Origin of the sequence: Pseudomonas sp. BNK-45, from assembly GCF_047456255.1 — a bacterium.
In the GTDB taxonomy this organism is placed as follows: Bacteria; Pseudomonadota; Gammaproteobacteria; order Pseudomonadales; family Pseudomonadaceae; genus Aquipseudomonas.
Window position 1 is genome coordinate 1,556,603 of the sequence record NZ_CP179909.1, and the last position, 25,644, is coordinate 1,582,246.

The 25,644-nt window shown below is 56.9% G+C and carries 35 protein-coding genes and 1 pseudogene; 34 read left to right on the plus strand and 2 right to left on the minus strand.

Going from position 1 to position 25,644, the window contains the following annotated elements; all coding sequences use genetic code 11:
- The first annotated feature begins 1 nt into the window (after nt 1).
- From fusA to bfr, 32 genes are all read left to right on the plus strand, one after another.
- Nucleotides 2–2,149: an elongation factor G gene (gene fusA, locus ACMGG8_RS07165; RefSeq protein WP_060841340.1), complete on the plus strand. Its 2,148-nt coding sequence runs from the start codon at nt 2–4 to the stop codon at nt 2,147–2,149.
- Nucleotides 2,150–2,183: 34 nt separating this feature from the next.
- Nucleotides 2,184–3,377 (plus strand): elongation factor Tu, encoded by a 1,194-nt coding sequence (gene tuf, locus ACMGG8_RS07170; protein WP_060841339.1) that lies wholly within the window; start codon nt 2,184–2,186, stop codon nt 3,375–3,377.
- 140 nt (nt 3,378–3,517) lie between these two features.
- Nucleotides 3,518–3,829 carry a 30S ribosomal protein S10 gene (rpsJ, locus tag ACMGG8_RS07175; RefSeq protein ID WP_003186070.1) on the plus strand — a complete coding sequence of 104 codons (312 nt, stop codon included), beginning with the start codon at nt 3,518–3,520 and terminating at the stop codon, nt 3,827–3,829.
- An 80-nt stretch (nt 3,830–3,909) separates the two neighbouring features.
- Nucleotides 3,910–4,545 (plus strand): 50S ribosomal protein L3, encoded by a 636-nt coding sequence (rplC, locus tag ACMGG8_RS07180; RefSeq protein WP_007924205.1) that lies wholly within the window; start codon nt 3,910–3,912, stop codon nt 4,543–4,545.
- A 12-nt stretch (nt 4,546–4,557) separates the two neighbouring features.
- On the plus strand, nt 4,558–5,160 hold the full coding sequence (rplD, locus tag ACMGG8_RS07185) for a 50S ribosomal protein L4 (protein WP_007924200.1): 603 nt from the start codon (nt 4,558–4,560) through the stop codon (nt 5,158–5,160).
- Entirely contained in the window at nt 5,157–5,456 is a 300-nt protein-coding gene (gene rplW / locus ACMGG8_RS07190; protein WP_002555488.1) for a 50S ribosomal protein L23, read from the plus strand. The genes rplD and rplW overlap by 4 nt, the downstream gene beginning before the upstream one ends.
- Before the next feature lie 14 nt (nt 5,457–5,470).
- The gene (rplB, locus tag ACMGG8_RS07195; RefSeq protein ID WP_011063775.1) at nt 5,471–6,295 is read left to right on the plus strand and encodes a 50S ribosomal protein L2; all 825 of its coding nucleotides are present in this window, start codon (nt 5,471–5,473) and stop codon (nt 6,293–6,295) included.
- Nucleotides 6,296–6,311: 16 nt separating this feature from the next.
- Entirely contained in the window at nt 6,312–6,587 is a 276-nt protein-coding gene (rpsS, locus tag ACMGG8_RS07200; RefSeq protein WP_002555486.1) for a 30S ribosomal protein S19, read from the plus strand.
- Between the two features lie 13 nt (nt 6,588–6,600).
- Nucleotides 6,601–6,933 carry a 50S ribosomal protein L22 gene (rplV, locus tag ACMGG8_RS07205; protein ID WP_003103908.1) on the plus strand — a complete coding sequence of 111 codons (333 nt, stop codon included), beginning with the start codon at nt 6,601–6,603 and terminating at the stop codon, nt 6,931–6,933.
- Between the two features lie 13 nt (nt 6,934–6,946).
- Entirely contained in the window at nt 6,947–7,633 is a 687-nt protein-coding gene (rpsC, locus tag ACMGG8_RS07210; RefSeq protein ID WP_007924192.1) for a 30S ribosomal protein S3, read from the plus strand.
- Between the two features lie 12 nt (nt 7,634–7,645).
- Nucleotides 7,646–8,059, plus strand: a complete 414-nt coding sequence (gene rplP, locus ACMGG8_RS07215; RefSeq protein ID WP_003228729.1) for a 50S ribosomal protein L16 — start codon at nt 7,646–7,648, stop codon at nt 8,057–8,059.
- Nucleotides 8,059–8,250 carry a 50S ribosomal protein L29 gene (gene rpmC, locus ACMGG8_RS07220; protein WP_002555481.1) on the plus strand — a complete coding sequence of 64 codons (192 nt, stop codon included), beginning with the start codon at nt 8,059–8,061 and terminating at the stop codon, nt 8,248–8,250. The genes rplP and rpmC overlap by 1 nt, the downstream gene beginning before the upstream one ends.
- A gap of 2 nt (nt 8,251–8,252) precedes the next feature.
- Nucleotides 8,253–8,519, plus strand: a complete 267-nt coding sequence (gene rpsQ, locus ACMGG8_RS07225; protein ID WP_003194644.1) for a 30S ribosomal protein S17 — start codon at nt 8,253–8,255, stop codon at nt 8,517–8,519.
- Between the two features lie 23 nt (nt 8,520–8,542).
- The gene (gene rplN, locus ACMGG8_RS07230; protein ID WP_002555479.1) at nt 8,543–8,911 is read left to right on the plus strand and encodes a 50S ribosomal protein L14; all 369 of its coding nucleotides are present in this window, start codon (nt 8,543–8,545) and stop codon (nt 8,909–8,911) included.
- An 11-nt stretch (nt 8,912–8,922) separates the two neighbouring features.
- Entirely contained in the window at nt 8,923–9,237 is a 315-nt protein-coding gene (gene rplX / locus ACMGG8_RS07235) for a 50S ribosomal protein L24 (RefSeq protein WP_007896770.1), read from the plus strand.
- 20 nt (nt 9,238–9,257) lie between these two features.
- A complete protein-coding gene (rplE, locus tag ACMGG8_RS07240; RefSeq protein WP_003210069.1) occupies nt 9,258–9,797 on the plus strand; it encodes a 50S ribosomal protein L5 in 540 nt (179 codons plus the stop codon).
- 13 nt (nt 9,798–9,810) lie between these two features.
- Nucleotides 9,811–10,116 carry a 30S ribosomal protein S14 gene (gene rpsN / locus ACMGG8_RS07245; RefSeq protein WP_003228726.1) on the plus strand — a complete coding sequence of 102 codons (306 nt, stop codon included), beginning with the start codon at nt 9,811–9,813 and terminating at the stop codon, nt 10,114–10,116.
- Nucleotides 10,117–10,323: 207 nt separating this feature from the next.
- Nucleotides 10,324–10,716 carry a 30S ribosomal protein S8 gene (gene rpsH / locus ACMGG8_RS07250; protein ID WP_011063773.1) on the plus strand — a complete coding sequence of 131 codons (393 nt, stop codon included), beginning with the start codon at nt 10,324–10,326 and terminating at the stop codon, nt 10,714–10,716.
- A 12-nt stretch (nt 10,717–10,728) separates the two neighbouring features.
- On the plus strand, nt 10,729–11,262 hold the full coding sequence (gene rplF / locus ACMGG8_RS07255) for a 50S ribosomal protein L6 (protein WP_016966733.1): 534 nt from the start codon (nt 10,729–10,731) through the stop codon (nt 11,260–11,262).
- A gap of 10 nt (nt 11,263–11,272) precedes the next feature.
- Nucleotides 11,273–11,623, plus strand: coding sequence for a 50S ribosomal protein L18 (rplR, locus tag ACMGG8_RS07260; RefSeq protein ID WP_003186037.1), 351 nt, complete (start codon nt 11,273–11,275; stop codon nt 11,621–11,623).
- A 3-nt stretch (nt 11,624–11,626) separates the two neighbouring features.
- Nucleotides 11,627–12,127, plus strand: coding sequence for a 30S ribosomal protein S5 (rpsE, locus tag ACMGG8_RS07265; protein WP_007924184.1), 501 nt, complete (start codon nt 11,627–11,629; stop codon nt 12,125–12,127).
- Between the two features lie 2 nt (nt 12,128–12,129).
- Nucleotides 12,130–12,306: a 50S ribosomal protein L30 gene (gene rpmD / locus ACMGG8_RS07270; protein WP_003176408.1), complete on the plus strand. Its 177-nt coding sequence runs from the start codon at nt 12,130–12,132 to the stop codon at nt 12,304–12,306.
- 3 nt (nt 12,307–12,309) lie between these two features.
- Nucleotides 12,310–12,744 carry a 50S ribosomal protein L15 gene (gene rplO / locus ACMGG8_RS07275; RefSeq protein ID WP_007924183.1) on the plus strand — a complete coding sequence of 145 codons (435 nt, stop codon included), beginning with the start codon at nt 12,310–12,312 and terminating at the stop codon, nt 12,742–12,744.
- Nucleotides 12,745–14,073, plus strand: coding sequence for a preprotein translocase subunit SecY (gene secY / locus ACMGG8_RS07280; protein ID WP_007924182.1), 1,329 nt, complete (start codon nt 12,745–12,747; stop codon nt 14,071–14,073).
- 24 nt (nt 14,074–14,097) lie between these two features.
- Nucleotides 14,098–14,214, plus strand: coding sequence for a 50S ribosomal protein L36 (rpmJ, locus tag ACMGG8_RS07285; RefSeq protein ID WP_002555468.1), 117 nt, complete (start codon nt 14,098–14,100; stop codon nt 14,212–14,214).
- A 130-nt stretch (nt 14,215–14,344) separates the two neighbouring features.
- Entirely contained in the window at nt 14,345–14,701 is a 357-nt protein-coding gene (rpsM, locus tag ACMGG8_RS07290; protein WP_003186020.1) for a 30S ribosomal protein S13, read from the plus strand.
- A gap of 30 nt (nt 14,702–14,731) precedes the next feature.
- Nucleotides 14,732–15,121 (plus strand): 30S ribosomal protein S11, encoded by a 390-nt coding sequence (gene rpsK, locus ACMGG8_RS07295; RefSeq protein WP_007924177.1) that lies wholly within the window; start codon nt 14,732–14,734, stop codon nt 15,119–15,121.
- 18 nt (nt 15,122–15,139) lie between these two features.
- Nucleotides 15,140–15,760, plus strand: coding sequence for a 30S ribosomal protein S4 (gene rpsD / locus ACMGG8_RS07300; RefSeq protein WP_011063772.1), 621 nt, complete (start codon nt 15,140–15,142; stop codon nt 15,758–15,760).
- A 22-nt stretch (nt 15,761–15,782) separates the two neighbouring features.
- Nucleotides 15,783–16,784: a DNA-directed RNA polymerase subunit alpha gene (locus tag ACMGG8_RS07305; protein ID WP_007970428.1), complete on the plus strand. Its 1,002-nt coding sequence runs from the start codon at nt 15,783–15,785 to the stop codon at nt 16,782–16,784.
- A 42-nt stretch (nt 16,785–16,826) separates the two neighbouring features.
- On the plus strand, nt 16,827–17,213 hold the full coding sequence (rplQ, locus tag ACMGG8_RS07310; RefSeq protein ID WP_007924175.1) for a 50S ribosomal protein L17: 387 nt from the start codon (nt 16,827–16,829) through the stop codon (nt 17,211–17,213).
- A 176-nt stretch (nt 17,214–17,389) separates the two neighbouring features.
- Nucleotides 17,390–18,838 carry a catalase gene (locus ACMGG8_RS07315; protein WP_016966732.1) on the plus strand — a complete coding sequence of 483 codons (1,449 nt, stop codon included), beginning with the start codon at nt 17,390–17,392 and terminating at the stop codon, nt 18,836–18,838.
- Between the two features lie 155 nt (nt 18,839–18,993).
- Nucleotides 18,994–19,458, plus strand: coding sequence for a bacterioferritin (bfr, locus tag ACMGG8_RS07320; protein ID WP_060841335.1), 465 nt, complete (start codon nt 18,994–18,996; stop codon nt 19,456–19,458).
- Nucleotides 19,459–19,575: 117 nt separating this feature from the next.
- Here the strand turns inward: bfr and uvrA are convergent.
- A pseudogene (gene uvrA, locus ACMGG8_RS07325) lies at nt 19,576–22,409 on the minus strand (excinuclease ABC subunit UvrA).
- Between the two features lie 178 nt (nt 22,410–22,587).
- Between uvrA and ACMGG8_RS07330 the strand changes: the two are divergent.
- Both ACMGG8_RS07330 and ACMGG8_RS07335 read left to right on the plus strand, forming a co-directional pair.
- The gene (locus tag ACMGG8_RS07330; RefSeq protein WP_060841333.1) at nt 22,588–23,982 is read left to right on the plus strand and encodes an MFS transporter; all 1,395 of its coding nucleotides are present in this window, start codon (nt 22,588–22,590) and stop codon (nt 23,980–23,982) included.
- A gap of 9 nt (nt 23,983–23,991) precedes the next feature.
- Nucleotides 23,992–24,501: a single-stranded DNA-binding protein gene (locus ACMGG8_RS07335; protein ID WP_011063767.1), complete on the plus strand. Its 510-nt coding sequence runs from the start codon at nt 23,992–23,994 to the stop codon at nt 24,499–24,501.
- Nucleotides 24,502–24,584: 83 nt separating this feature from the next.
- Here ACMGG8_RS07335 and ACMGG8_RS07340 read toward each other — a convergent pair whose 3' ends face one another.
- Nucleotides 24,585–25,637 (minus strand): hypothetical protein, encoded by a 1,053-nt coding sequence (locus ACMGG8_RS07340; RefSeq protein ID WP_414159371.1) that lies wholly within the window; start codon nt 25,635–25,637, stop codon nt 24,585–24,587.
- Nucleotides 25,638–25,644 lie beyond the last annotated feature (7 nt).

Sequence of the window (25,644 nt, forward strand, 5' to 3'; positions counted from 1 at the left end):
TATGGCTCGTACTACAGCAATCAACCGCTACCGTAACATCGGTATCTGTGCTCACGTTGACGCGGGCAAGACTACCACTACCGAGCGGATCCTGTTTTACACAGGTCTCAGCCACAAGATGGGTGAGGTGCATGACGGCGCTGCTACCACCGACTGGATGGTGCAGGAGCAGGAGCGTGGTATCACCATTACCTCCGCTGCTGTAACTACCTTCTGGAAAGGTTCGCGCGGCCAATACGATAACTATCGTGTCAACGTTATCGATACCCCAGGCCACGTAGACTTCACCATTGAAGTAGAGCGCTCTCTGCGCGTACTCGACGGCGCGGTCGTTGTGTTCTGCGGTACTTCCGGTGTTGAGCCTCAGTCCGAAACCGTATGGCGTCAGGCCAACAAGTACGGCGTCCCACGTGTTGTTTACGTGAACAAGATGGACCGTGCTGGTGCTAACTTCCTGCGCGTTGTTGGTCAGATCAAGAATCGCTTGGGCCACACCCCGGTTCCGGTTCAGCTGGCTATCGGCGCTGAAGATAACTTCGAAGGTCAGGTTGATCTGATCAAGATGAAGGCTATCTACTGGAACGACGACGACAAGGGTACTACCTATCGCGAGGAAGAAATTCCTGCTGATATGCTGGACCTGGCTACCGAGTGGCGCTCCAACATGGTTGAAGCCGCTGCTGAAGCCAACGAAGAGCTGATGAACAAGTACCTTGAAGAAGGTGACCTGACTCCAGAAGAGATCAAGGCTGGCCTGCGTGCGCGCACCCTGGCGAGCGAGATCGTTCCGGCTGTCTGTGGTTCTTCGTTCAAGAACAAGGGTGTTCCCCTGGTTCTCGACGCCGTTATCGACTTCCTGCCTGCTCCTACCGAGATCCCGGCGATCAAGGGTATCCATCCGGACCTCATCGAGAAGCCGAAGGATGAGCTGGTAGAGGCGGATTACGACGAGCGTCACGCTGATGATGCTGAACCGTTCTCGGCTCTGGCATTCAAGATCGCTACCGACCCATTCGTTGGTACTCTGACTTTCGTGCGCGTTTACTCGGGCTTCCTGAGCTCGGGCGACTCCGTGATCAACTCGGTCAAGGGCAAGAAAGAGCGCGTTGGTCGTATGGTGCAGATGCACGCCAACCAGCGTGAAGAGATCAAGGAAGTACGTGCAGGCGATATCGCTGCCCTGATCGGCATGAAGGACGTCACCACTGGTGATACTTTGTGCGATCTCGACAAGCAGATCATTCTTGAGCGTATGGACTTCCCTGAGCCTGTAATTTCGGTGGCAGTAGAGCCGAAAACCAAGCAGGACCAGGAGAAGATGGGTATTGCACTGGGCAAACTGGCTCAGGAAGACCCGTCGTTCCGCGTCAAGACTGACGAAGAGACTGGTCAGACCATCATTTCCGGTATGGGTGAGCTGCACCTGGATATCCTCGTTGACCGCATGAAGCGTGAGTTCAACGTCGAAGCCAACATCGGCAAGCCGCAGGTTTCGTACCGCGAGAAGATCACCAAGAGCAACGTTGAGATCGAAGGCAAGTTCGTTCGTCAATCGGGTGGTCGTGGTCAGTTCGGTCACTGCTGGATCCGTTTCTCGGAGCCGGACGTCGACGCGAGCGGCAACATCACCGAAGGTCTGGTCTTCACCAACGAAGTTGTTGGTGGTGTGGTTCCTAAGGAATACATCCCGGCTATCCAGAAGGGTATCGAAGAGCAGATGAAGAACGGCGTCGTTGCCGGCTATCCGCTGATCGGCCTGAAGGCTACCGTGTTCGATGGTTCCTACCACGACGTCGACTCCAACGAGATGGCGTTCAAGGTGGCGGCCTCCATGGCGACCAAGCAGCTGGCCCAGAAGGGCGGCGGTGTTGTGCTCGAGCCGATCATGAAGGTTGAAGTAGTAACCCCAGAGGACTACATGGGTGACGTGATGGGTGACCTGAACCGTCGTCGTGGTCTGATTCAGGGTATGGATGACTCGGTGTCCGGCAAGGTGATCCGCGCCGAGGTACCACTGGGTGAAATGTTCGGTTATGCAACTGACGTTCGTTCCATGTCTCAGGGTCGCGCGAGCTACTCCATGGAATTCTCCAAATACGCCGAAGCTCCGTCGAACATCGTCGAAGCTCTCGTTAAAAAACAAGGCTGATTCAGTCTCCCCTTTAGGCTAGGAGTTTATTGTCGTGGCTAAAGAAAAATTTGAACGTAACAAACCGCACGTCAACGTTGGCACCATCGGTCACGTTGACCACGGTAAAACCACTCTGACTGCTGCTCTGACTCGCGTTTGCTCCGAAGTTTTCGGTTCGGCTCGTGTTGACTTCGACAAGATCGACAGCGCCCCAGAAGAAAAGGCTCGTGGTATCACCATCAACACTGCTCACGTAGAGTACGATTCGCACATTCGTCACTACGCGCACGTTGACTGCCCAGGTCACGCCGACTACGTCAAAAACATGATCACCGGTGCTGCCCAGATGGACGGCGCGATCCTGGTTTGCTCGGCTGCCGATGGTCCGATGCCGCAAACTCGTGAGCACATCCTGCTGTCCCGTCAGGTAGGCGTTCCGTACATCGTTGTCTTCCTGAACAAGGCTGACATGGTTGACGACGCTGAGCTGCTGGAACTGGTTGAGATGGAAGTGCGCGATCTGCTGAGCACTTACGACTTCCCAGGTGACGACACTCCGATCATCATCGGTTCGGCTCTGATGGCTCTGAACGGCCAAGACGACAACGAAATGGGTACCACCGCCGTTAAGCGTCTGGTAGAAACTCTGGACACCTACATCCCAGAGCCAGAGCGTGCTATCGACAAGCCGTTCCTGATGCCAATCGAAGACGTATTCTCGATCTCCGGTCGTGGCACCGTGGTAACTGGCCGTGTTGAGCGTGGTATCGTTCGCATCCAGGAAGAAGTTGAGATCGTTGGTCTGCGCGATACTCAGAAAACTACCTGCACCGGCGTTGAAATGTTCCGCAAACTGCTCGACGAAGGTCGTGCTGGTGAGAACTGCGGCGTTCTGCTGCGTGGTACCAAGCGTGACGACGTTGAGCGTGGTCAGGTTCTGGTTAAGCCAGGCACCGTTAAGCCTCACACCAAGTTCACCGCTGAAGTTTACGTTCTGAGCAAAGAAGAAGGCGGCCGTCATACTCCGTTCTTCAAAGGCTACCGTCCACAGTTCTACTTCCGTACTACTGACGTGACTGGTAACTGCGAGCTGCCAGAAGGCGTTGAAATGGTAATGCCAGGTGACAACATCCAGATGACTGTCACTCTGATCAAAACCATCGCGATGGAAGATGGTCTGCGTTTCGCTATCCGTGAAGGCGGTCGTACCGTCGGCGCCGGCGTCGTAGCCAAAGTCATCGAGTAATCGACGACTCATGAAGAAGCCCCCGCTTGCGGGGGCTTTTTTATTGGGTTGACACTCTGTGGGGCCGTCTATAGAATTGCGCCTCCTTTTAACGGGCGTATTGCGCCCGGTGGGAATAGCAGCCTGGAGTCTGAAATCCAATGCAAAATCAGCAAATCCGTATCAGGTTGAAGGCTTTCGACCATCGCCTGATCGACCAATCCACCCAGGAAATCGTGGAAACCGCGAAACGTACTGGTGCTCAAGTGCGTGGTCCAATTCCACTGCCTACCCGTAAAGAGCGGTTCACCGTTCTGGTCTCTCCGCACGTCAACAAAGACGCGCGTGACCAGTACGAGATCCGTACTCATAAGCGTGTCCTGGACATCGTCCAGCCAACGGATAAAACCGTTGACGCACTTATGAAGCTTGATCTTGCGGCAGGTGTGGAAGTGCAGATCAGCCTCGGCTAAGACTCGGTCTTAGTCGTGTAACGCTCTGAAATGGGCGGCCATAGCGGGTGAAAGCCCCGTACACTCATGAGGTTTACAACATGACTATTGGTGTAGTCGGTCGTAAATGCGGTATGACCCGTATTTTCACCGAAGAAGGTGTCTCCATTCCGGTCACGGTCATTGAGATCGAGCCGAATCGCGTCACCCAGTTCAAAACTGAAGAAACCGATGGCTATCGTGCAGTGCAAGTCACTGTAGGTGAGCGTCGTGCTTCGCGCGTGACTGCTGCTCAAGCGGGTCACTTCGCTAAAGCGAACGTTGCTGCTGGTCGTGGCGTTTGGGAATTCCGTCTTGAAGAAGGCGAATACCAAGCTGGCGATCTGATCAATGCAGAAATCTTCGCAGCTGGCCAACTGGTAGATGTTACCGGTCAGTCGAAAGGTAAAGGCTTCGCCGGTACCATCAAGCGTTGGAATTTCCGCGGTCAAGATAACACCCACGGTAACTCCGTTTCCCACCGCGTCCCGGGCTCTATTGGCCAGTGCCAGACTCCTGGTCGTGTATTCAAGGGCAAAAAAATGTCCGGTCATATGGGCGCTGAGCGCGTGACCGTGCAGTCCCTGGAAGTAGTGCGCGTCGACGCTGAACGCAATCTGTTGTTGGTCAAGGGTGCTGTTCCTGGCGCTACTGGCGGCAACCTGGTTGTACGTCCGGCGGCCAAGGCTCGCGGTTAAGGGGAAGCTGACATGCAATTAAATGTAAATGACGCTCAAGCGATCGAAGTTTCCGAACTGACATTTGGCGGCGAATTCAACGAGACGCTGGTTCACCAAGCAGTCGTGGCCTACATGGCCGGCGGCCGTCAAGGTAGCAAGCAGCAAAAGACCCGTTCCGACGTTTCCGGTGGCGGCAAGCGCCCATGGCGTCAGAAAGGTACTGGCCGTGCTCGTGCCGGTACTATCCGTAGCCCAATCTGGCGTGGCGGCGGTACCACTTTTGCAGCTCGTCCTCAGGATCACTCCCAGAAGCTGAACAAGAAGATGTATCGCGCAGCAATGCGTTCCATCCTTGCTGAGCTGGTGCGTACTGATCGTCTGGTCGTGGTTCAGGATTTCGCTGTTGAAACTCCGAAGACCAAAGATCTGCTGGGCAAACTGAACAACATGAGCCTGACCGACGTTCTGATCGTGTCGGACGCTGTTGATCAGAACCTGTACCTGGCTGCTCGTAACCTGCCTCACGTTGATGTACGTGACGTGCAAGGTTCCGATCCAGTTAGTCTGATCGCATACGACAAAGTGTTGATCACTGTGTCGGCCGTGAAGAAATTCGAGGAGCTGCTGGGATGAACCAGGAACGCGTATTTAAAGTTCTGCTTGGCCCGCACGTTTCCGAGAAGGCTACGGTTCTGGCAGACAAGAAAGGCCAGTTCGTTTTCAAGGTTGCTACTGATGCAACCAAGCTGGAAATCAAGAAGGCCGTCGAAAGCCTGTTCAGCGTGAAAGTGGAGCGCGTTACTACCCTGAATGTTCTGGGTAAGAGTAAGCGTACCGCTCGCGGTCTGGGCAAGCGTAATGACTGGAAGAAGGCAGTTATCTCCCTTCAGCCAGGCCAAGATCTCGATTTCAGCAGCAGTGCTGAGTAAGGAAGGGGTGCATCATGGCAATCGTTAAATGCAAACCGACTTCCCCTGGCCGCCGTTTTGTGGTCAAGGTGGTCAACCAGGAGCTGCATAAAGGCGCTCCTCACGCACCGCTGCTCGAGAAGAAGTCGAAGTCTGGTGGTCGTAACAACAATGGCCGTATTACCACTCGTCACGTTGGTGGTGGTCATAAGCAGCATTACCGTCTGGTCGACTTCCGTCGCAACGACAAAGATGGCATCGCTGCCACTGTCGAGCGTATCGAATACGATCCAAACCGTACTGCTCACATCGCTCTGCTGCTGTACGCAGATGGCGAGCGTCGCTACATCATCGCCCCTAAGGGTGTGAGTGCTGGCGACCAGCTGATCGCAGGTGCTTTGGCGCCGATCAAGCCGGGCAACGCTCTGCAACTGCGCAACATCCCAGTTGGTAGCACCGTACACGGCATCGAACTGAAGCCAGGTAAAGGCGCGCAAATCGCTCGTTCGGCTGGTGCTTCGGCTCAGCTGGTCGCTCGTGAAGGTGTCTACGTGACCCTGCGTCTGCGCTCTGGTGAGATGCGTAAAGTGCTGGCTGAGTGCCGTGCGACCCTGGGCGAAGTCTCGAACTCCGAGCACAGCCTGCGTTCGCTGGGTAAAGCTGGTGCCAAACGCTGGCGTGGCGTTCGCCCAACCGTTCGTGGTGTTGCCATGAACCCGGTTGACCACCCACATGGTGGTGGTGAAGGTCGTACCTCTGGTGGTCGTCATCCGGTATCGCCATGGGGCTTCCCGACTAAGGGCGCGAAGACTCGTGGTAATAAGCGTACCGACAAAATGATCGTCCGTCGTCGCAAGTAAATAGAGGGATACGACAGTGCCACGTTCTCTGAAAAAAGGTCCTTTTATTGATCTTCACCTACTGAAGAAGATCGAAGTGGCGGCGGAAAAGAACGATCGCAAACCAGTTAAGACCTGGTCGCGCCGTTCCATGATCCTGCCACAAATGGTCGGTCTGACCATTGCTGTGCATAACGGTCGTCAACATGTTCCAGTTCTCGTGAACGAAGACATGGTCGGCCACAAACTGGGCGAGTTCGCCGGTACCCGTACATATCGCGGGCACGTGGCTGACAAGAAAGCCAAGCGTTAAGGGGTAAGGAATGATGGAAGTAGCCGCTAAGTTGTCGGGCGCTCGAATCTCCGCCCAGAAAGCCCGCTTGGTCGCCGACCAGATCCGCGGGAAGAAGGTGGGCGAAGCGCTCAACCTGTTGGCTTTCAGCAGTAAGAAAGCCGCCGAGATCATGAAGAAAGTGCTGGAGTCGGCCGTAGCCAACGCCGAGCATAACGAAGGCGCAGACGTTGATGACCTGAAGGTCTCCACCGTTTTCGTCAACGAAGGGCGTTCGCTGAAGCGCATCATGCCACGTGCCAAAGGCCGTGCTGATCGCATCGTCAAGCGGTCTTGCCATATCACTGTCAAGGTTGCTGACAAGTAACGGAGTCGAAGAGATGGGTCAGAAAGTACATCCCATTGGCATTCGCCTGGGAATCGTCAAGGAGCACACCTCCGTCTGGTACGCAGACGGTCGGACTTATGCGGACTATTTGCTCGCAGATCTGAATGTGCGTGAGTATCTCCAAGACAAACTAAAAAGCGCGTCCGTAAGCCGTATCGATATCCATCGTCCGGCTCAAACTGCACGCATCACCATCCACACCGCTCGTCCCGGCATCGTGATCGGCAAGAAAGGTGAAGATGTTGAGAAGCTGCGTCAGGACCTGACCAAGCAAATGGGTGTGCCTGTGCACATCAATATCGAAGAGATCCGCAAGCCGGAGCTCGACGGTATGCTGGTTGCGCAGAGCGTAGCTCAGCAGCTGGAGCGTCGCGTAATGTTCCGTCGTGCTATGAAGCGCGCTGTACAGAACGCCATGCGTATTGGTGCCAAAGGCATCAAAATCCAAGTGAGCGGTCGTCTCGGCGGTGCTGAAATCGCACGTACTGAATGGTATCGCGAAGGTCGTGTGCCACTGCACACCCTGCGTGCCGATATCGACTATGCCACCTACGAAGCTCACACCACTTACGGTGTGATCGGTGTGAAGGTTTGGATCTTCAAAGGCGAAGTAATTGGTGGTCGCCAAGAAGAGCTGAAGCCGCAAGCACCTGCGCCTCGTAAAAAAGCTGCTAAGTAAGGGGTACGCCAAATGTTGCAACCAAAGCGTACGAAGTTCCGCAAGCAAATGACCGGCCACAACCGTGGTCTGGCATTGCGCGGTAGCAAAGTCAGCTTCGGCGAGTTCGCGCTGAAGTCTGTTGCTCGTGGTCGTCTCACCGCTCGTCAGATCGAGTCAGCGCGTCGTGCTCTGACCCGTCACGTAAAACGTGGTGGCAAGATCTGGATCCGTGTATTCCCGGACAAGCCTATTTCCAAAAAACCACTCGAAGTTCGGATGGGTAAAGGTAAGGGTAACGTCGAATACTGGGTTGCCCAGATTCAGCCAGGCAAAGTCCTGTATGAAATCGAGGGTGTTTCTGAAGAGCTGGCGCGTGAGGCTTTCGCCCTGGCTGCTGCAAAGCTGCCGCTCGCCACCTCCTTTGTTAAACGGACGGTGATGTGATGAAAGCGAATGAACTTCGTGAAAAATCCGCACAGCAGCTGAACGAGCAACTGCTCGGCCTGCTGCGCGACCAGTTCAATCTGCGTATGCAGAAAGCAACTGGCCAGTTGGGGCAGTCTCATCTGCTCTCGCAAGTTAAGCGTGACATCGCTCGCGTGAAGACTGTGCTCAACCAGCAGGCAGGTAAGTAATCATGGCTGAAGCCGAAAAAACTGTCCGTACGCTGACTGGCCGTGTTGTCAGCGACAAGATGGACAAGACCATCACCGTTCTGATCGAGCGTCGCGTTAAGCACCCTATCTACGGTAAATACGTTAAGCGTTCGACTAAGCTGCACGCGCACGACGAAACCAATCAGTGCCACATCGGCGACAAAGTCACTATTCGTGAAACTCGTCCGATGGCCAAGACCAAGTCTTGGGCCCTGGTTGATGTTCTCGAACGCGCTGTGGAAGTCTAAGGGCTAGGGGTCGGAGAAATTATATGATTCAGACTCAATCCATGCTCGATGTGGCCGATAACAGCGGCGCTCGCCGCGTTATGTGCATCAAGGTGCTGGGTGGCTCCCATCGTCGTTACGCTGGTATCGGTGACATCATCAAAGTGACCGTCAAGGAAGCAATTCCTCGCGGTAAGGTGAAGAAAGGCCAAGTGATGACTGCTGTTGTAGTCCGCACTCGCCACGGTGTTCGTCGTGCAGACGGCTCCATCATCCGCTTTGATGGCAACGCTGCTGTTCTGTTGAACAACAAGCAAGAGCCGATCGGCACCCGTATCTTTGGGCCAGTGACCCGTGAACTTCGTACTGAGAAGTTCATGAAGATCGTCTCGCTCGCCCCAGAAGTGCTGTAAGGAGATCCGACATGCAAAAGATTCGTCGTGACGACGAGATCATCGTGATCGCCGGCAAAGACAAAGGTAAGCGCGGTAAGGTGCTTAAGGTTCTGGCTGATGACCGTCTGGTCGTCGGTGGCCTGAACCTGGTCAAGCGTCATACCAAGCCTAACCCGATGTCGGGCGTACAGGGCGGTATCGTCGAGAAAGAAGCGCCACTGCACGCTTCCAACGTCGCCATTTTCAACGGCGAAACCAACAAGGCTGACCGCGTTGGTTTCAAAGTAGAAGACGGCAAAAAAATTCGTGTCTTCAAGTCGACCCAAAAAGCGGTTGATGCTTGAACACTGCTAGGTAGAAGACCATGGCACGACTAAAAGAGATTTACCGGAAGGAAATCGCTCCGAAACTTAAGGAAGAACTTAAGCTTTCGAACGTGATGGAAGTTCCGCGCGTTACCAAAATCACCCTGAACATGGGTCTGGGCGAAGCGATCGGCGACAAAAAAGTCATCGAGCATGCTGTTGCTGACCTGGAAAAGATCACCGGCCAGAAAGTCGTTGTGACCTACGCTCGTAAATCCATCGCTGGCTTCAAAGTCCGCGAAGGATGGCCGATCGGCGTCAAAGTGACCCTGCGCCGTGAGCGTATGTACGAGTTCCTGGATCGTCTGCTGTCGATCTCCCTGCCTCGGGTTCGCGACTTCCGCGGCCTGAATGCCAAGTCCTTCGACGGTCGTGGCAACTACAGCATGGGTGTCAAAGAGCAGATCATTTTCCCGGAAATCGATTACGACAAGATCGATGCTCTCCGCGGTCTGGACATTACCCTGACCACCACTGCTAAGAACGATGACGAAGGCCGCGCTCTGCTGCGTGCTTTCAAATTCCCGTTCCGCAACTGATTGGAGTAGGAAAATGGCCAAGAAGAGCATGAAAAACCGTGAGCTGAAGCGTCAGCTCACCGTTGCCAAGTACGCCACCAAGCGTGCAGCGCTGAAAGCTATCATCGTGGATCTGAACGCAAGTCCAGAAGCTCGTTGGGAAGCTACCGTAGCTCTGCAGAAGCAGCCACGTGACGCCAGCGCCTCGCGCATGCGTAACCGCTGCCGCCTGACTGGTCGTCCGCACGGCGTTTACCGCAAGTTCGGCCTGGGCCGTAACAAGCTGCGTGAAGCTGCAATGCGTGGTGACGTACCAGGTCTGGTTAAAGCCAGTTGGTAATAGCTATCGAAGTCGCGGTGTTCGGGCTCGCAAGATCCCGATCACCGGTGGCCTTGAACGTGAATCAAGCCCCTTTTGGGGCTTGATTCATTTCTGGGGTGTGTCTAGAATGACCGGCTCGCCTGAGCCCGTGTTTTTTGCCCGGAATTTCTCGGCGACAGTTGTAGCCGCAAGGCTAATTCTTTTTGTATCAGGAGCATCTAGCCCATGAGTATGCAGGACCCGTTAGCGGACATGCTAACTCGAATCCGTAATGCCCAGATGGCTGAAAAGTCCGTCGTAAGCATGCCGTCTTCCACGCTGAAGGTGGCTGTAGCAAAAGTCCTGAAGGACGAAGGTTACATCGCGGGTTATCAGATCAGCAGCGAAATCAAGCCTCTGCTGTCCATCGAGCTGAAGTACTTCGAAGGCCGTCCGGTCATCGAAGAAGTGAAGCGCGTTAGCCGTCCAGGCCTGCGTCAGTACAAGTCCGTTGAAGAGCTGCCGAAAGTTCGTGGCGGTCTTGGCGTGTCTATCGTCTCCACCAACAAAGGTGTGATGACTGATCGTGCTGCGCGCGCTGCCGGTGTCGGCGGCGAAGTTCTTTGCACTGTGTTCTAAGGGGGGATAAGCATGTCTCGCGTCGCTAAGAACCCCGTTAAGCTGCCAGCTGGTGTCGAAGTTAAATTCGCCGGCCAACAGCTTTCGGTGAAGGGTGCCAAGGGCACTCTCGAACTGAACGTTCACTCGTCCGTTGAAATTGTTGAGGAAGCTGGTGAGCTGCGTTTCGCTGCTCGCAATGGCGATCAACAAACTCGTGCAATGGCCGGTACCACTCGTGCTCTGGTAAACAACATGGTCCAAGGCGTAAGCCAAGGCTTCGAGCGCAAGCTCCAGCTGGTCGGTGTTGGTTACAAGGCACAAGCAAAAGGCACAGTGCTGAACCTGGCCCTCGGCTTCTCGCATCCAGTGGATTACGAACTGCCGGAAGGCATCACCGCTGAGACTCCTAGCCAGACCGATATCCTGATCCGGGGCATCGATAAGCAGCTGGTAGGTCAAGTGGCCGCTGAGATCCGCGACTTCCGTCCACCAGAGCCTTACAAAGGTAAAGGTGTGCGCTACGCGGACGAAGTCGTCCGTCGTAAAGAAGCCAAGAAGAAGTAGGGCATAGCAAATGACCGACAAAAAAGTTACTCGACTGCGTCGCGCTCGCAAAGCACGCCTGAAAATGCACGAACTCGAAGTCGTGCGTCTCTGCGTGTTCCGCTCTTCGCAGCACATCTACGCCCAGGTCATTTCGGCCGACGGCAACAAAGTCCTGGCAAGTGCCTCGACTTTGGATAAAGAACTGCGTGATGGCGCCACTGGCAACATCGACGCGGCCACTAAGGTTGGCCAGCTGGTCGCTACGCGTGCAAAAGCCGCTGGCGTCTCGCAGGTGGCTTTCGACCGCTCTGGCTTCAAGTACCACGGCCGCGTCAAGGCGCTGGCTGATGCTGCTCGTGAAGCTGGGCTGGAGTTCTAAGTTATGTCAAATAACGACCAAAAGCGCGACGAAGGCTACATCGAGAAGCTGGTTCAAGTTAACCGCGTAGCCAAAACCGTTAAAGGCGGCCGTATCTTCACTTTCACCGCGTTGACCGTGGTTGGTGATGGTAAGGGCCGTGTTGGCTTCGGCCGTGGCAAGTCGCGTGAAGTGCCTGCTGCGATCCAGAAGGCAATGGAAGCTGCTCGCCGCAACATGATCCAAGTTGATCTGAACGGCACCACTCTGCAATACGCTATGAAGTCCGCTCACGGCGCTTCCAAGGTGTACATGCAGCCTGCTTCTGAAGGTACCGGTATCATCGCTGGCGGCGCTATGCGTGCTGTTCTCGAGGTTGCTGGTGTTCAGAACGTTCTGGCCAAGTGCTATGGCTCGACTAACCCAGTAAACGTGGTTCACGCCACTTTCAAGGGTTTGAAAGCAATGCAGTCCCCTGAATCCATTGCCGCCAAGCGTGGCAAAAGCGTCCAGGAGATCATCTGATCATGGCTACCGTTAAAGTAACGCTGATCAAAAGCATGACCGGCCGTATCCCTAACCACAAACTGTGCGTTAAGGGTCTGGGTCTGCGTCGCATCGGTCACACTGTAGAAGTCCAGGATACTCCCGAGAACCGCGGGATGATCAACAAGGCTTACTACATGCTGCGTGTCGAGGGTTAATCGATGAAACTCAATGATCTGAGTCCAGCGCCGGGTTCCCGTCGCGAAAAGCATCGTCCGGGCCGTGGTATCGGTAGTGGTTTGGGTAAGACTGGTGGCCGTGGTCACAAAGGTCAGACTTCCCGCTCCGGTGGCACCATTGCTCCAGGCTTTGAAGGCGGTCAACAGCCGCTGCATCGTCGCCTGCCAAAGTTCGGTTTCGTTTCCCTGAAAGCCATGGACCGCGCAGAAGTGCGTCTGTCCGAACTGGCTAAAGTGGAAGGCGACATCGTCACTGTGCAGTCCCTGAAAGATGCCAACGTGATTAACCAAAACGTTCAGCGTGTGAAAATCATGCTGTCCGGCGAAGTTACTCGCGCTGTGACCATCAAGGGTATCGCCGCCACCAAAGGTGCGCGCGCGGCTATCGAAGCAGCTGGCGGCAAGTTCGAGGAATAAATGGCTAAGCAAGGTGCTCTCTCTGCGCTCGGCAAAGGCGGTATGTCTGAACTCTGGGCTCGTCTGCGTTTTCTGTTCCTGGCGATTATCGTCTACCGAATAGGCGCACACATCCCGGTACCAGGTATCAACCCTGACCGACTCGCAGACCTGTTTCGACAGAATGAGGGGACCATTCTTAGCTTGTTCAACATGTTTTCCGGCGGCGCGCTGGAGCGGATGAGCATCTTTGCGCTGGGGATCATGCCGTATATCTCGGCATCGATCATCATGCAACTGATGACAGCCGTCAGCCCGCAGCTGGAGCAGTTGAAGAAGGAAGGTGAAGCTGGCCGTCGCAAGATCAGCCAGTACACCCGCTACGGCACTGTCGTCCTAGCTCTGGTTCAGGCCATCGGCATGTCCGTTGGTCTGGCGGGGCAGGGCGTTGCGTTCACTGGTGACTTTGGCTTCCATTTCGTCGCGGTATCCACTTTTGTGGCTGGTGCGATGTTCATGATGTGGCTGGGTGAGCAGATTACTGAGCGTGGTGTTGGCAACGGTATCTCGATGTTGATTTTCGCAGGTATCGTCGCCGGTCTTCCGAGAGCGATCGGGCAGTCTTTCGAGTCTGCACGTCAGGGTGATATCAATATTTTTGCCCTGGTTGCGATCGGTTTGCTGGCAGTAGCGATTATCGGTTTCGTGGTGTTCATTGAGCGTGGCCAGCGTCGTATTGCTGTTCACTACGCCAAGCGTCAGCAGGGCCGTAAGGTGTTTGCTGCGCAGACCAGCCACTTGCCGCTGAAAGTGAATATGGCCGGTGTTATTCCTGCTATCTTCGCGAGCAGCATTTTGCTGTTTCCGGCTTCGTTGGGTGCCTGGTTCGGTCAGTCTGAAGGTATGGGCTGGTTGCAGGACATCTCGCAGTCGATCGCTCCTGGTCAGCCGTTGAATATTCTGCTGTTTAGTGCAGGGATTATTTTCTTCTGCTTCTTCTATACGGCGTTGATGTTCAATCCGAAAGACGTAGCGGAAAACCTGAAGAAGTCCGGTGCCTTTATTCCGGGCATCCGTCCAGGCGAGCAGTCGGCGCGCTACATTGATGGCGTACTGACCCGCTTGACCATGTTCGGTGCTCTATATATGACGGCCGTGTGCCTGTTGCCCCAGTTCCTGGTGGTTGCTGCAAACGTTCCGTTCTACCTTGGCGGGACCTCGTTGCTGATCGTGGTCGTGGTTGTTATGGACTTTATGTCGCAAGTACAATCGCACCTCGTTTCCCACCAGTACGAATCCCTGATGAAGAAAGCCAACCTGAAGGGTTACGGCAGCGGAATGCTGCGCTAATCCATAAGGTTCGAGGAGTTGGTGATGAAAGTTCGTGCATCGGTGAAAAAGCTGTGCCGTAACTGCAAGATTATTCGCCGCGAAGGTGTTGTTCGAGTAATTTGCAGCGCGGAACCGCGTCACAAACAGCGCCAAGGCTGAGTGTGATTGTGCTTCAAGCCCGGCAGCTAGTGCGCTGCCGGGTTGATTATTTGTTATTACAGCGATATTATCTCGCGCCCTATTTCTTGGCTTCCGGGGCGTAGGTAGCTGTCAATTGGAGTCCCACTGAATGGCCCGTATTGCAGGCGTTAACATTCCAGATAACAAGCATACTGTTATCTCGCTGACCTACATCTATGGTGTTGGTCGCACTACTGCACAGAAAATCTGTGCGGTGACTGGGGTCAACCCAGCTGCGAAGATCAAGGATCTGAGCGACGAGCAAATTGAACAGCTGCGTGGCGAAGTGGCGAAGTTCACCACTGAAGGTGACCTGCGTCGCGAAATCAACATGAAAATCAAACGCTTGATGGATCTGGGCTGCTACCGCGGTCTGCGCCATCGTCGTGGTCTTCCAGTGCGCGGTCAGCGTACCAAGACCAACGCGCGTACTCGCAAAGGTCCGCGTAAGCCGATCCGCAAGTAATCGCACCAGCGAATCGACAGGAATTTAGTCATGGCAAAACCTGCTGCTCGTCCTCGTAAAAAGATTAAAAAGACAGTGGTTGATGGCATCGCCCACATCCACGCGTCTTTCAACAACACCATCGTGACCATCACCGACCGTCAAGGTAACGCTCTTTCCTGGGCAACCTCCGGTGGTTCGGGTTTCCGCGGTTCTCGCAAGTCCACCCCGTTTGCTGCTCAAGTAGCTGCTGAACGTGCTGGTCAAGCTGCGCTGGAATATGGCCTGAAGAACCTCGACGTTAACGTCAAGGGCCCAGGTCCAGGTCGTGAATCCGCAGTCCGCGCTTTGAACGGCTGTGGCTACAAGATCGCCAGCATCACCGACGTGACGCCAATCCCGCACAACGGGTGCCGTCCGCCGAAGAAGCGCCGCGTGTAATCCAGGAGATTGTAAAGAATGGCTCGTTACATTGGTCCAAAATGCAAACTGGCTCGTCGCGAAGGCACCGATCTCTTCCTGAAGAGCGGCGTGCGCGCTATCGAATCCAAGTGCAACATCGAAGCAGCTCCTGGCATCCACGGCCAGCGTCGTGGTCGTCAGTCCGACTACGGTACTCAGCTGCGTGAAAAGCAAAAAGTCCGTCGTATCTACGGCGTACTCGAGCGTCAATTCAGCGGCTACTACAAACAAGCAGCTGGCAAGAAGGGCGCAACCGGCGAAAACCTGTTGCAACTGCTCGAATGCCGTCTGGACAACGTTGTATACCGCATGGGCTTCGGTTCTACTCGTGCCGAGTCCCGTCAGCTGGTATCGCACAAGTCGATCAGCGTAAACGGTCAGACCGTTAACGTTCCGTCCTACCAGGTTCGTGCTGGTGACGTGGTCGCTGTTCGCGAGAAAGCAAAAAATCAACTTCGCATTGTCCAAGCTCTCGATCTGTGTGCTCAACGTGGCCGCGTAGAATGGGTAGAAGTAGACACTGAGAAGAAGTCGGGCGTTTTCAAGAACGTTCCAGCTCGCAGTGATCTGTCCGCCGACATCAACGAAAGCCTGATTGTCGAGCTCTACTCCAAGTAAGGGCTAGAAAATAGGTGCATCCATGCAGATTTCGGTAAATGAGTTCCTGACACCCCGCCACATTGATGTGCAGGTTGTCAGTCCAACCCGCGCCAAGATCACTCTCGAGCCTCTCGAGCGTGGCTTTGGCCACACCCTGGGCAACGCGCTGCGCCGCATCCTGTTGTCCTCAATGCCCGGCTGTGCAGTAGTCGAGGCCGAGATTGACGGTGTGCTCCACGAGTACAGCGCCATCGAAGGTGTACAGGAAGACGTAATTGAAATCCTGTTGAACCTTAAAGGTCTGGCTATCAAGCTGCACGGCCGTGACGAAGTTACGCTGACCTTGTCGAAGAAGGGTTCGGGGGTGGTTACCGCTGCCGATATTCAGCTGGATCATGATGTCGAGATCGTTAACCCCGATCACGTAATCGCTAACCTGGCGTCTAACGGCGCCCTGAACATGAAGCTCGTAGTAGCTCGTGGTCGTGGTTATGAACCGGCCGACTCGCGTCAGAGCGATGAAGACGAAAGCCGCAGCATTGGTCGCTTGCAGCTCGACTCTTCGTTCAGCCCGGTTCGCCGCATCGCATACGTGGTGGAAAACGCCCGTGTCGAGCAGCGTACTAACCTGGACAAGCTGGTTATTGATCTGGAAACCAACGGTACTCTGGATCCTGAAGAGGCTATCCGTCGTGCTGCAACCATCCTGCAACAGCAGTTGGCTGCGTTCGTCGACCTCAAAGGTGACAGTGAGCCAGTGGTAGTCGAGCAGGAAGACGAGATCGATCCGATCCTGCTTCGCCCGGTTGACGATCTGGAACTGACTGTACGTTCGGCTAACTGCCTTAAGGCGGAAAACATTTACTACATCGGCGACCTGATTCAGCGTACCGAAGTAGAACTGTTGAAGACTCCGAACCTGGGTAAGAAATCCTTGACCGAAATCAAGGACGTTCTGGCCTCCCGCGGTCTGTCCCTCGGCATGCGCCTCGACAACTGGCCGCCTGCAAGTCTTAAGAAGGACGACAAGGCGACTGCCTGATCGTCGTAATCACCGAACGTTGTGTTTGGTAAGGAATGAACCATGCGTCATCGTAAAAGTGGGCGTCACCTGAGCCGCACCAGCTCGCACCGCAAGGCCATGTTCCAGAACATGGCGGTGTCGCTGTTCGAGCACGAGCTGATCAAAACTACACTGCCGAAAGCTAAAGAACTGCGCCGCGTTGCCGAGCCGCTGATCACTTTGGCCAAGACAGACAGCCTGGCTAACCGCCGTCTGGCTTTCGACCGTACTCGTTCGAAAGCTATCGTTGGTAAGCTCTTCAACGACCTGGGCAAGCGTTACGCTACCCGTGAGGGTGGCTACCTGCGCATCCTCAAGTGCGGTTTCCGCGCTGGCGACAACGCTCCTATGGCGTACGTTGAACTGGTTGATCGTGCTGTCGGCGGTGAAGCTGTATCCGCTGAGTAAGACGTCAGTCTGAAACAAGGAACCGGGCCTAGCGCCCGGTTTTTTGTATCTGCGTGTATTAGATATTTCTATCGTTAACTAATGTGTAATGCATTGGATGTTGTAACACTGGTGATCAATACTCCTTGTCAGCCGATTAGCCGGCAGTTTTACAGACTGACAGAGGAAGATTGTGCATGAGCCAGACCAAAACTCTTACAACCGCTAGTGGCGCTCCTGTCGCTGACAACCAGAATTCCCGCTCCGCCGGCCCTCGGGGCCCGTTGCTTCTCGACGATTTTCACCTGATCGAAAAGCTTGCCCATTTCAACCGTGAGAATATTCCTGAGCGTCGTGTGCACGCCAAGGGCTCGGGTGCCTATGGCACTTTCACGGTCTCTCGCGATATCACCCAATACACCAGCGCGAAGCTGTTTGAAGCAGTTGGCAAGAAGACTCCGACCTTCCTGCGTTTCTCCACCGTGGGCGGTGAACGTGGATCGGCTGATACCGAGCGTGACCCTCGCGGCTTCGCCCTCAAGTTCTACACGGAGGAAGGCAACTGGGACATCGTGGGCAACAACACCCCGGTATTCTTCATTCGCGACCCACTGAAGTTTCCCGACTTTATCCACACCCAGAAACGCCTTCCCCAGAGCAATCTGAAAAGTGCCCAGATGATGTGGGATTTCTGGTCGCACTCGCCTGAGGCGTTGCACCAGGTGACCATCCTGTTTTCCGATCGCGGTATTCCAGACGGCTACCGTCATATGCACGGCTTTGGCAGTCACACCTACAGCCTGATCAACGCCAAGGGAGAGCGGCACTGGGTCAAGTGGCACTACAAGACCAAGCAGGGCATCAAGAACCTCGCGCCGGCAGAGGCGGCACGCCTGGCCGGTACCGACCCGGATTACGCTCAGCGCGACCTGTTCAATGCGATCGAGCGCGGCGATTTTCCGAAGTGGAGCGTGTGCATTCAGATCATGACTGAGGCACAAGCCGCGGCGCACTACGAGAACCCGTTTGATGTGACCAAGACCTGGTCGCAGAAGGAGTTCCCGTTGATTGAGGTGGGTGAGTTGGAGTTGAACCGCAATCCGCTGAACTACTTTGCCGAGGTCGAACAGGCCACCTTTGGCCCAAGTAACATGGTGCCAGGTGTCGGGCTTTCGCCGGATCGTATGCTGCAGGGCCGGGTATTCGCTTACGCCGATGCGCACCGCTACCGCGTGGGCACCAACCACCAGCAGTTGCCGGTGAACGCTCCATTGAGTCCGGTAAACAGCTACCAGCGCGACGGCTCCATGGCGTTCGGAAGCAATGGTGGTGCTGCGCCGAACTACGAGCCCAATAGCTACAGCGATGCCCCGAAGCAGGCTCCACGCTACGCAGAGCCGCCCTTGGCGCTTAGCGGTGCGGCAGACCGCTACGATCATCGTGAAGACACCGACTATTACAGTCATGCAGGGGCTCTGTTCCGCCTCATGAACGATGAGCAGAAGGCTCTGTTGATCAACAACATTGCCGGTGCCATGACCGGGGTAACGGCTGATGTGGTTGATCGTCAGTTGCAACATTTCTACAAGGCTGACCCGGCTTACGGCGAGGGTATCGCCAAAGCCTTGGGCGTATCGCTCAAGTAAGTCTAAATAAGAAGCAGAACCGCCCTCATTAGGGCGGTTTTTGCGTTATTTCTACTGGTTTTCTCGGATATTCTTCACTTTTATGGCTCTTTCTAAGTGACCTGCAAGTCAGCTTGGTTCAAACTACCCACTTTCAAGCAGGGAGATTTAGGGCGATGCAAGGTCACCCGGACGTAATCGATTACCTCAACACGTTGCTGACGGGCGAACTGGCAGCACGCGACCAATATTTCATTCATTCGCGGATGTACGAGGACTGGGGCTTCACCAAGCTCTACGAGCGTATCAACCACGAAATGGAAGAAGAGGCGCAACACGCCGATGCCCTGATACGCCGCATTCTGATGCTCGAAGGCACACCGCGCATGCGCCCCGACGATCTCGATACCGGAACCACGGTGCCGGAGATGCTGGCCAGCGACCTGCGTCTGGAATACAAGGTCCGCGCCGCGCTGTGCAAAGGCATCGAGCTGTGCGAGCTGCACCAGGACTATGTCAGCCGCGACATTCTGCGTATCCAGTTGGCAGATACCGAAGAAGATCACACCTACTGGCTGGAGAAGCAGTTGGGCCTGATCAAATCCATCGGTCTGGAAAACTACCTGCAGTCGCAGTTCTGATTGCGTGAGGTTTGGTTGCCTGTTCGCGAGCGAGCTCGCTACTACGGGAAACGCAGCAATCCATAGAGACAAAAAAGCCCCTGGCACTGTGAAGTGCCAGGGGCTTTTTCATGGGCCTCAGGCGCGGTCGCGAGTCAGCAACGGCTTGAGGTAATGCCCGGTGTGGGATTGGGGCATTTCCGCAACCTGCTCCGGGGTACCGACGGCGATGATCTGGCCGCCTTTGGAGCCGCCTTCCGGCCCCAGGTCCACCAGCCAGTCGGCGGTCTTGATCACATCCAGGTTGTGTTCGATCACCACCACGGTGTTGCCGTGATCGCGCAGGCGGTGCAACACGTCCAGCAGTTGCTGGATATCCGCGAAGTGCAGGCCAGTGGTCGGCTCGTCGAGGATATACAGGGTCTTGCCGGTGTCGCGCTTGGACAGCTCACGGGACAGCTTGACCCGCTGGGCTTCGCCGCCGGACAAGGTGGTCGCCGACTGGCCAAGCTTGATGTAGGACAGGCCCACATCCATCAGTGTTTGCAGTTTGCGCGCCAGGGCCGGAACCGGATCGAAGAATTCACGCGCTTCCTCGATGGTCATTTCCAGCACTTCGTGGATGTTCTTGCCCTTGTACTTGATCTCCAGCGTCTCGCGGTTGTAACGCTTGCTCTTGCACACGTCGCAGGGCACGTAGATGTCCGGCAGGAAGTGCATCTCCACCTTGATCAGACCATCACCCTGACAGGCCTCGCAGCGGCCACCCTTGACGTTGAAGGAGAAGCGGCCAGGGCCATAGCCCCGGGAACGGGACTCCGGAACGCCGGAAAACAACTCGCGAATCGGGGTGAACAGCCCGGTGTAAGTCGCCGGGTTGGAGCGCGGAGTACGACCGATCGGGCTTTGATCGATGTCCACCACCTTATCCAGGTGCTGCAGGCCGTTGATGCTGTCGTGCGGTGCCGCTTCCAGAGTGGTGGCACCGTTGAGCGCTGTGGCGCTCAGGGGGAACAGGGTGTTGTTGATCAGCGTCGATTTGCCCGAGCCGGATACCCCGGTAACGCAGGTCAGCAGACCAATCGGAATTTCCAGGTCGACATTGCGCAGGTTGTTGCCGCGCGCGCCCTTGAGGGTCAGGGAAAGCTTCTTGTTGCGCGGCGTGCGCTTGGCCGGCACCACGATCTTCACCCGGCCGGACAGGTACTTGCCGGTCAGGGAGTCCGGGTGCGCCATGACTTCTGCCGCAGTACCTTCGGCAACGATTCGGCCTCCATGCACACCGGCGCCCGGGCCGATGTCCACCACGTAGTCGGCCAGGCGGATCGCGTCTTCATCATGCTCGACCACGATGACCGTGTTGCCGATATCCCGCAGGTGCTTCAGGGTGCCCAGCAGTCGGTCATTGTCCCGCTGGTGCAGCCCAATGGATGGCTCGTCGAGGATGTACATCACCCCCACCAGGCCGGCACCGATCTGGCTGGCCAGGCGGATACGCTGGGCCTCGCCGCCGGATAAGGTATCGGCGCTGCGATCCAGGGTCAGATAGTCGAGCCCCACGTTCACCAGGAACTGCAGGCGCTCGCGGATCTCCTTGAGGATCTTGTCGGCGATTTCGCCGCGTCGCCCGGTGAGCTTCAAGGTACCGAAGTAGTCGGTGGCATCGCCGATGGGCAGGCTGGTGACCGCCGGCAGGGTTTTCTCGCCGACCCAGACATGACGGGCCTCGCGGCGCAGGCGCGTGCCGCGGCAGTCCGGGCAGGGCTGGGTGCTGAGGAACTTGGCCAGTTCCTCACGCACCGTGGCCGACTCGGTTTCCCGGTAGCGTCGCTCCAGGTTCGGCACTATCCCCTCGAACGGGTGGGAGCGCTTGACGATATCGCCGCGGTCGTTGAGGTACTTGAAGTCGACATTCTGCGTACCGCTGCCCTGCAGGATGACTTTCTGCTGGTCCGCCGGCAGCTGGTTGAACGGCACCTCCAGGCTGAACCCGTAATGCGCAGCCAGCGAGCCGAGCATCTGGAAGTAATAGACGTTGCGCCGGTCCCAGCCGCGAATCGCGCCTTCGGCCAGGGTCAGTTCGCCATTGACCAGACGCTTGATGTCGAAGAACTGCTTGACCCCCAGGCCATCGCAGGTCGGGCAGGCGCCGGCCGGGTTGTTGAAGGAGAACAGCTTGGGTTCCAGCTCGCTGATGGCATGGCCGCAGATCGGACAGGCAAAGCGTGCGGAGAAGATCATTTCTTCCCCGGCTCGTCGTCCATCGGCGCCACCAGGGCAATGCCGTCCGCCAGCTTCAGTGCGGTCTCAAAGGATTCCGCCAGGCGTTGCTGCAGATCGCCACGCACCTTGAAGCGGTCGACCACCACATCGATGGAATGCTTCTTCTGTTTATCCAGCTTCGGCAATTCGTCCAGCTCGAACAGCTTGCCGTTGACCCGCGCGCGGACAAAACCCTGGGCTCGCAGCTCTTCGAAGACCGACAGGTGTTCACCCTTGCGCTCGCGAATCACCGGGGCCAACAGCATCAGCTTGCTGCCTTCGGGCTGGGCCAGCACCAGATCGACCATCTGGCTGACGGTCTGGGCTTCCAGCGGGATGTCGTGATCGGGGCAGCGCGGAGTACCGACGCGGGCATAGAGCAGGCGCAGGTAGTCGTAGATTTCGGTGATGGTGCCGACAGTGGAGCGCGGGTTGTGGGAGGTGGATTTCTGCTCGATGGAAATCGCCGGCGACAGACCTTCGATGGTGTCCACATCGGGCTTTTCCATCATCGACAGGAACTGTCGGGCATAGGCCGACAGCGACTCGACATAGCGGCGCTGGCCTTCGGCATACAAAGTGTCGAAAGCCAGGGACGACTTGCCGGACCCAGACAGCCCGGTGATGACGATCAACTTGTCCCGCGGCAGGGTCAGGTCGATGTTCTTCAGGTTGTGGGTGCGGGCCCCACGAATCAGAATCTTGTCCAAAAGTGGCCTCGATCGGCGGGCGTAAAGGCAGGAGTATAAAACCAAATACTGGATGGATGCACACTATCGTGCGTGGCTTTTTCGGTTGCCGCTCAGGGCTGCGCGGCAAAGCGTCGCCATATACCCCCTCTACCGATCCGACTGGTAGAATCGCCGCCGGTTCACACGAGGTTTTTCCATGCACGATCCCCACAGCGAACGCATGAGCGGCAGCGAGACCCGCGCAGCAAGCGGCCTGGCCCTGGTGTTCGCCTTCCGTATGCTTGGCATGTTTATGGTACTGCCGGTCCTGGCAACCTATGGAATGGATCTCGCAGGAGCGACCCCGGCCCTGATCGGCCTGGCCATTGGTGCCTATGGCCTGACCCAGGCGATTTTCCAGATTCCCTTCGGGATCATTTCCGATCGCATCGGGCGCCGCCCGGTGATCTACCTGGGGCTGATCGTGTTCGCCCTGGGCAGCGTGCTGGCGGCTAATGCCGACTCGATCTGGGGCGTGATCGCCGGACGGATCCTGCAGGGCGCCGGGGCGATTTCCGCAGCGGTGATGGCGTTGCTCTCGGACTTGACCCGGGAGCAGCATCGGACCAAGGCCATGGCCATGATCGGCATGACCATCGGCGTCTCCTTTGCCGTCGCCATGGTGGTCGGCCCGCTGCTGACCCGCAGCTTCGGCTTGTCCGGGCTGTTCCTGGCCACCGGTGGCATGGCCCTGGTGGGGATCCTGATCATTGCCTTCATGGTGCCGCGCGCCACCGGGCCCCTGCAGCACCGCGAGTCCGGAGTGGCGCGTCAGGCGCTGATTCCCACCCTCAAGCATCCGGACCTGCTGCGCCTGGACCTGGGTATCTTCGTGTTGCACGCGATGCTCATGTCGAGCTTCGTTGCCTTGCCCCTGGCGCTGGTGGAAAAAGCCGGCTTGCCCAAAGACCAGCATTGGTGGGTGTACCTCACCGCACTGCTGATCTCCTTCTTCGCCATGATCCCGTTCATCATTTACGGCGAGAAGAAACGCAAAATGAAACGAGTTCTGTTGGGCGCGGTCAGTACGCTGCTGCTCACCGAGCTATTCTTCTGGGAGTTCGGCGACAGTTTGCGGGCGTTGGTGATCGGCACCGTGGTGTTCTTCACGGCCTTCAACCTGCTGGAAGCGTCCTTGCCGTCGCTGATCAGCAAGGTGTCGCCGGCAGGCGGCAAGGGCACGGCGATGGGGGTGTATTCCACCAGCCAGTTCCTCGGTTCGGCACTGGGTGGCATCCTCGGCGGCTGGTTGTTCCAGCATGGCGGTTTGTCGGTTGTGTTCCTTGGAGGGGCAGGTCTGGCTGCACTCTGGCTGGCCTTTGCTGTTACCATGCGCGAGCCCCCGTATGTGACGAGCCTGCGCTTGCCGTTATCGCCCGAAGCGATCCGCGAAGCCGGCCTGGTCGAGCGCCTGAAGGCCGTTGTTGGGGTAACAGATGCCGTAGTGGTGGCCGAAGAAGCCGCCATTTACATCAAATTGGACACCGAATTATTGGATCGCACGACCCTCGAGCAGCTGGTCAATCCAGCGCCGTCGGCGCGCGAAGCCTAGGAGAACGTTATGGCCCGTGGGGTTAACAAAGTCATATTGGTCGGCACTTGCGGCCAGGATCCCGAAGTTCGCTACCTGCCCAACGGTAACGCCGTGACCAACCTGAGTCTGGCCACCAGCGAGCAGTGGACCGACAAGCAGACCGGTCAGAAGGTCGAGCGCACCGAATGGCACCGTGTGTCGATGTTCGGCAAGGTGGCCGAGATCGCCGGCGAGTACCTGCGCAAAGGTTCGCAGGTCTACATCGAAGGCAAGCTGCAGACCCGCGAGTGGGAAAAAGACGGTATCAAGCGCTACACCACCGAGATCATCGTCGACATGCAGGGCACCATGCAGCTGCTGGGCGGCCGTCCACAGGGCGACCAGCAGGGCCAGGGCGGCATGTCCAACTCGGCACCGCGTCCTCAGCAGTCCCGTCCTGCGCCGCAACCGCAGCGTGAGTCGCGTCCGGCACCACAGCAGGCCGCTCCGCAGCCGGCACCGGACTTCGACAGCTTCGATGACGATATTCCGTTCTGAACCACCGCTTTTCAGCGTTCAGCACCGATGAAAAAGGGGCCCTGCAGGGCCCCTTTTTTATGCCTGGCTGATCAGGCGCAGGCTCATAGCTGCACCCGGCGCAAGCGCCCGCTCAGGGCCACCACCTGCTGATCCGCCGTGGGAATCGGGCGTCCGCTCAGGCCCATGCCTTCGCTCACCAGCACGGCATTCGCCACGCAGCACAGGTTGGACGGCGTATCCAGGCCCTGGGCCAGTACCTGCACCGAGCGTTGCTGCAGGTCGCAGCGCAGCAGGCGTCCGCTGAATCGGGCAAAGCCGCCGTGCAAGGTCTCGCCGGACCAGTCGGGCTGCAGGGGTTGCAACAGCCGGTCGCACAGTTCCAGTACCAGAATCCGTCCCTGCGGGTCCAGCGCCAGTCCGGTGGGCAGTTGCAGCCCGCGAATCAGCACCTCGATCCTGCCGCTGGCGGGCCAGACCCGAATCACCTGGCCGGCCTTGTCGGCGAAGTCGATGCCCTTGCGCGCCGGATCGCGATGCAATTCTCCGGAGAACAGGCTGATCAGCACCGCATCGGTCTGCGCTTCGTGGGCCAGGGTCACGGGAACCGCTTCCTGGCCCTGATCCAGGTCGGGCAACTGGGCCAGCACCTGTTCGCCGTCCTCGGTGAACTCCACCAGCTGGTTGGTATCGGGCTTGACCGCCAGCCAGCTGTGACGCGAGGGGTGATAGCACAACGAATTGAGGTTGCCGCGGCTGTGAAACACCGGCTCGGGCGGGCGGTATTGCAGGTCCAGCAGTTTGGAGCCGGCCACGTAATCGGTCTGGCTGGCCAGGTAGCGGCCGGCACCGAAGGCGATGTCCGACAACCCCATGATCTCGTCGCGCAGCATCCGCGCCTGCATGTTCATCGAGCGAAAGCCCTCGGCCAGGACCTCGGGCGGCAAGTAGGCGCCGGGGGCCTGGGGATCAGGTCGCAGGCGACTGATGCGACCACTGAATGCCTGGTCCGGCAGGCCTGAGCCTGCCTCCACCAGCAGCAGGCTGCCATCGTCTTCCACGCAGATACCGCGAGGGTTCAACAGCCCCTCGGCGATGATGCTGCTTGGGCACGACAGCCGTTGCGGTTGGGCGGGAATGAGTAAAGCAACGGGCATGATCGTC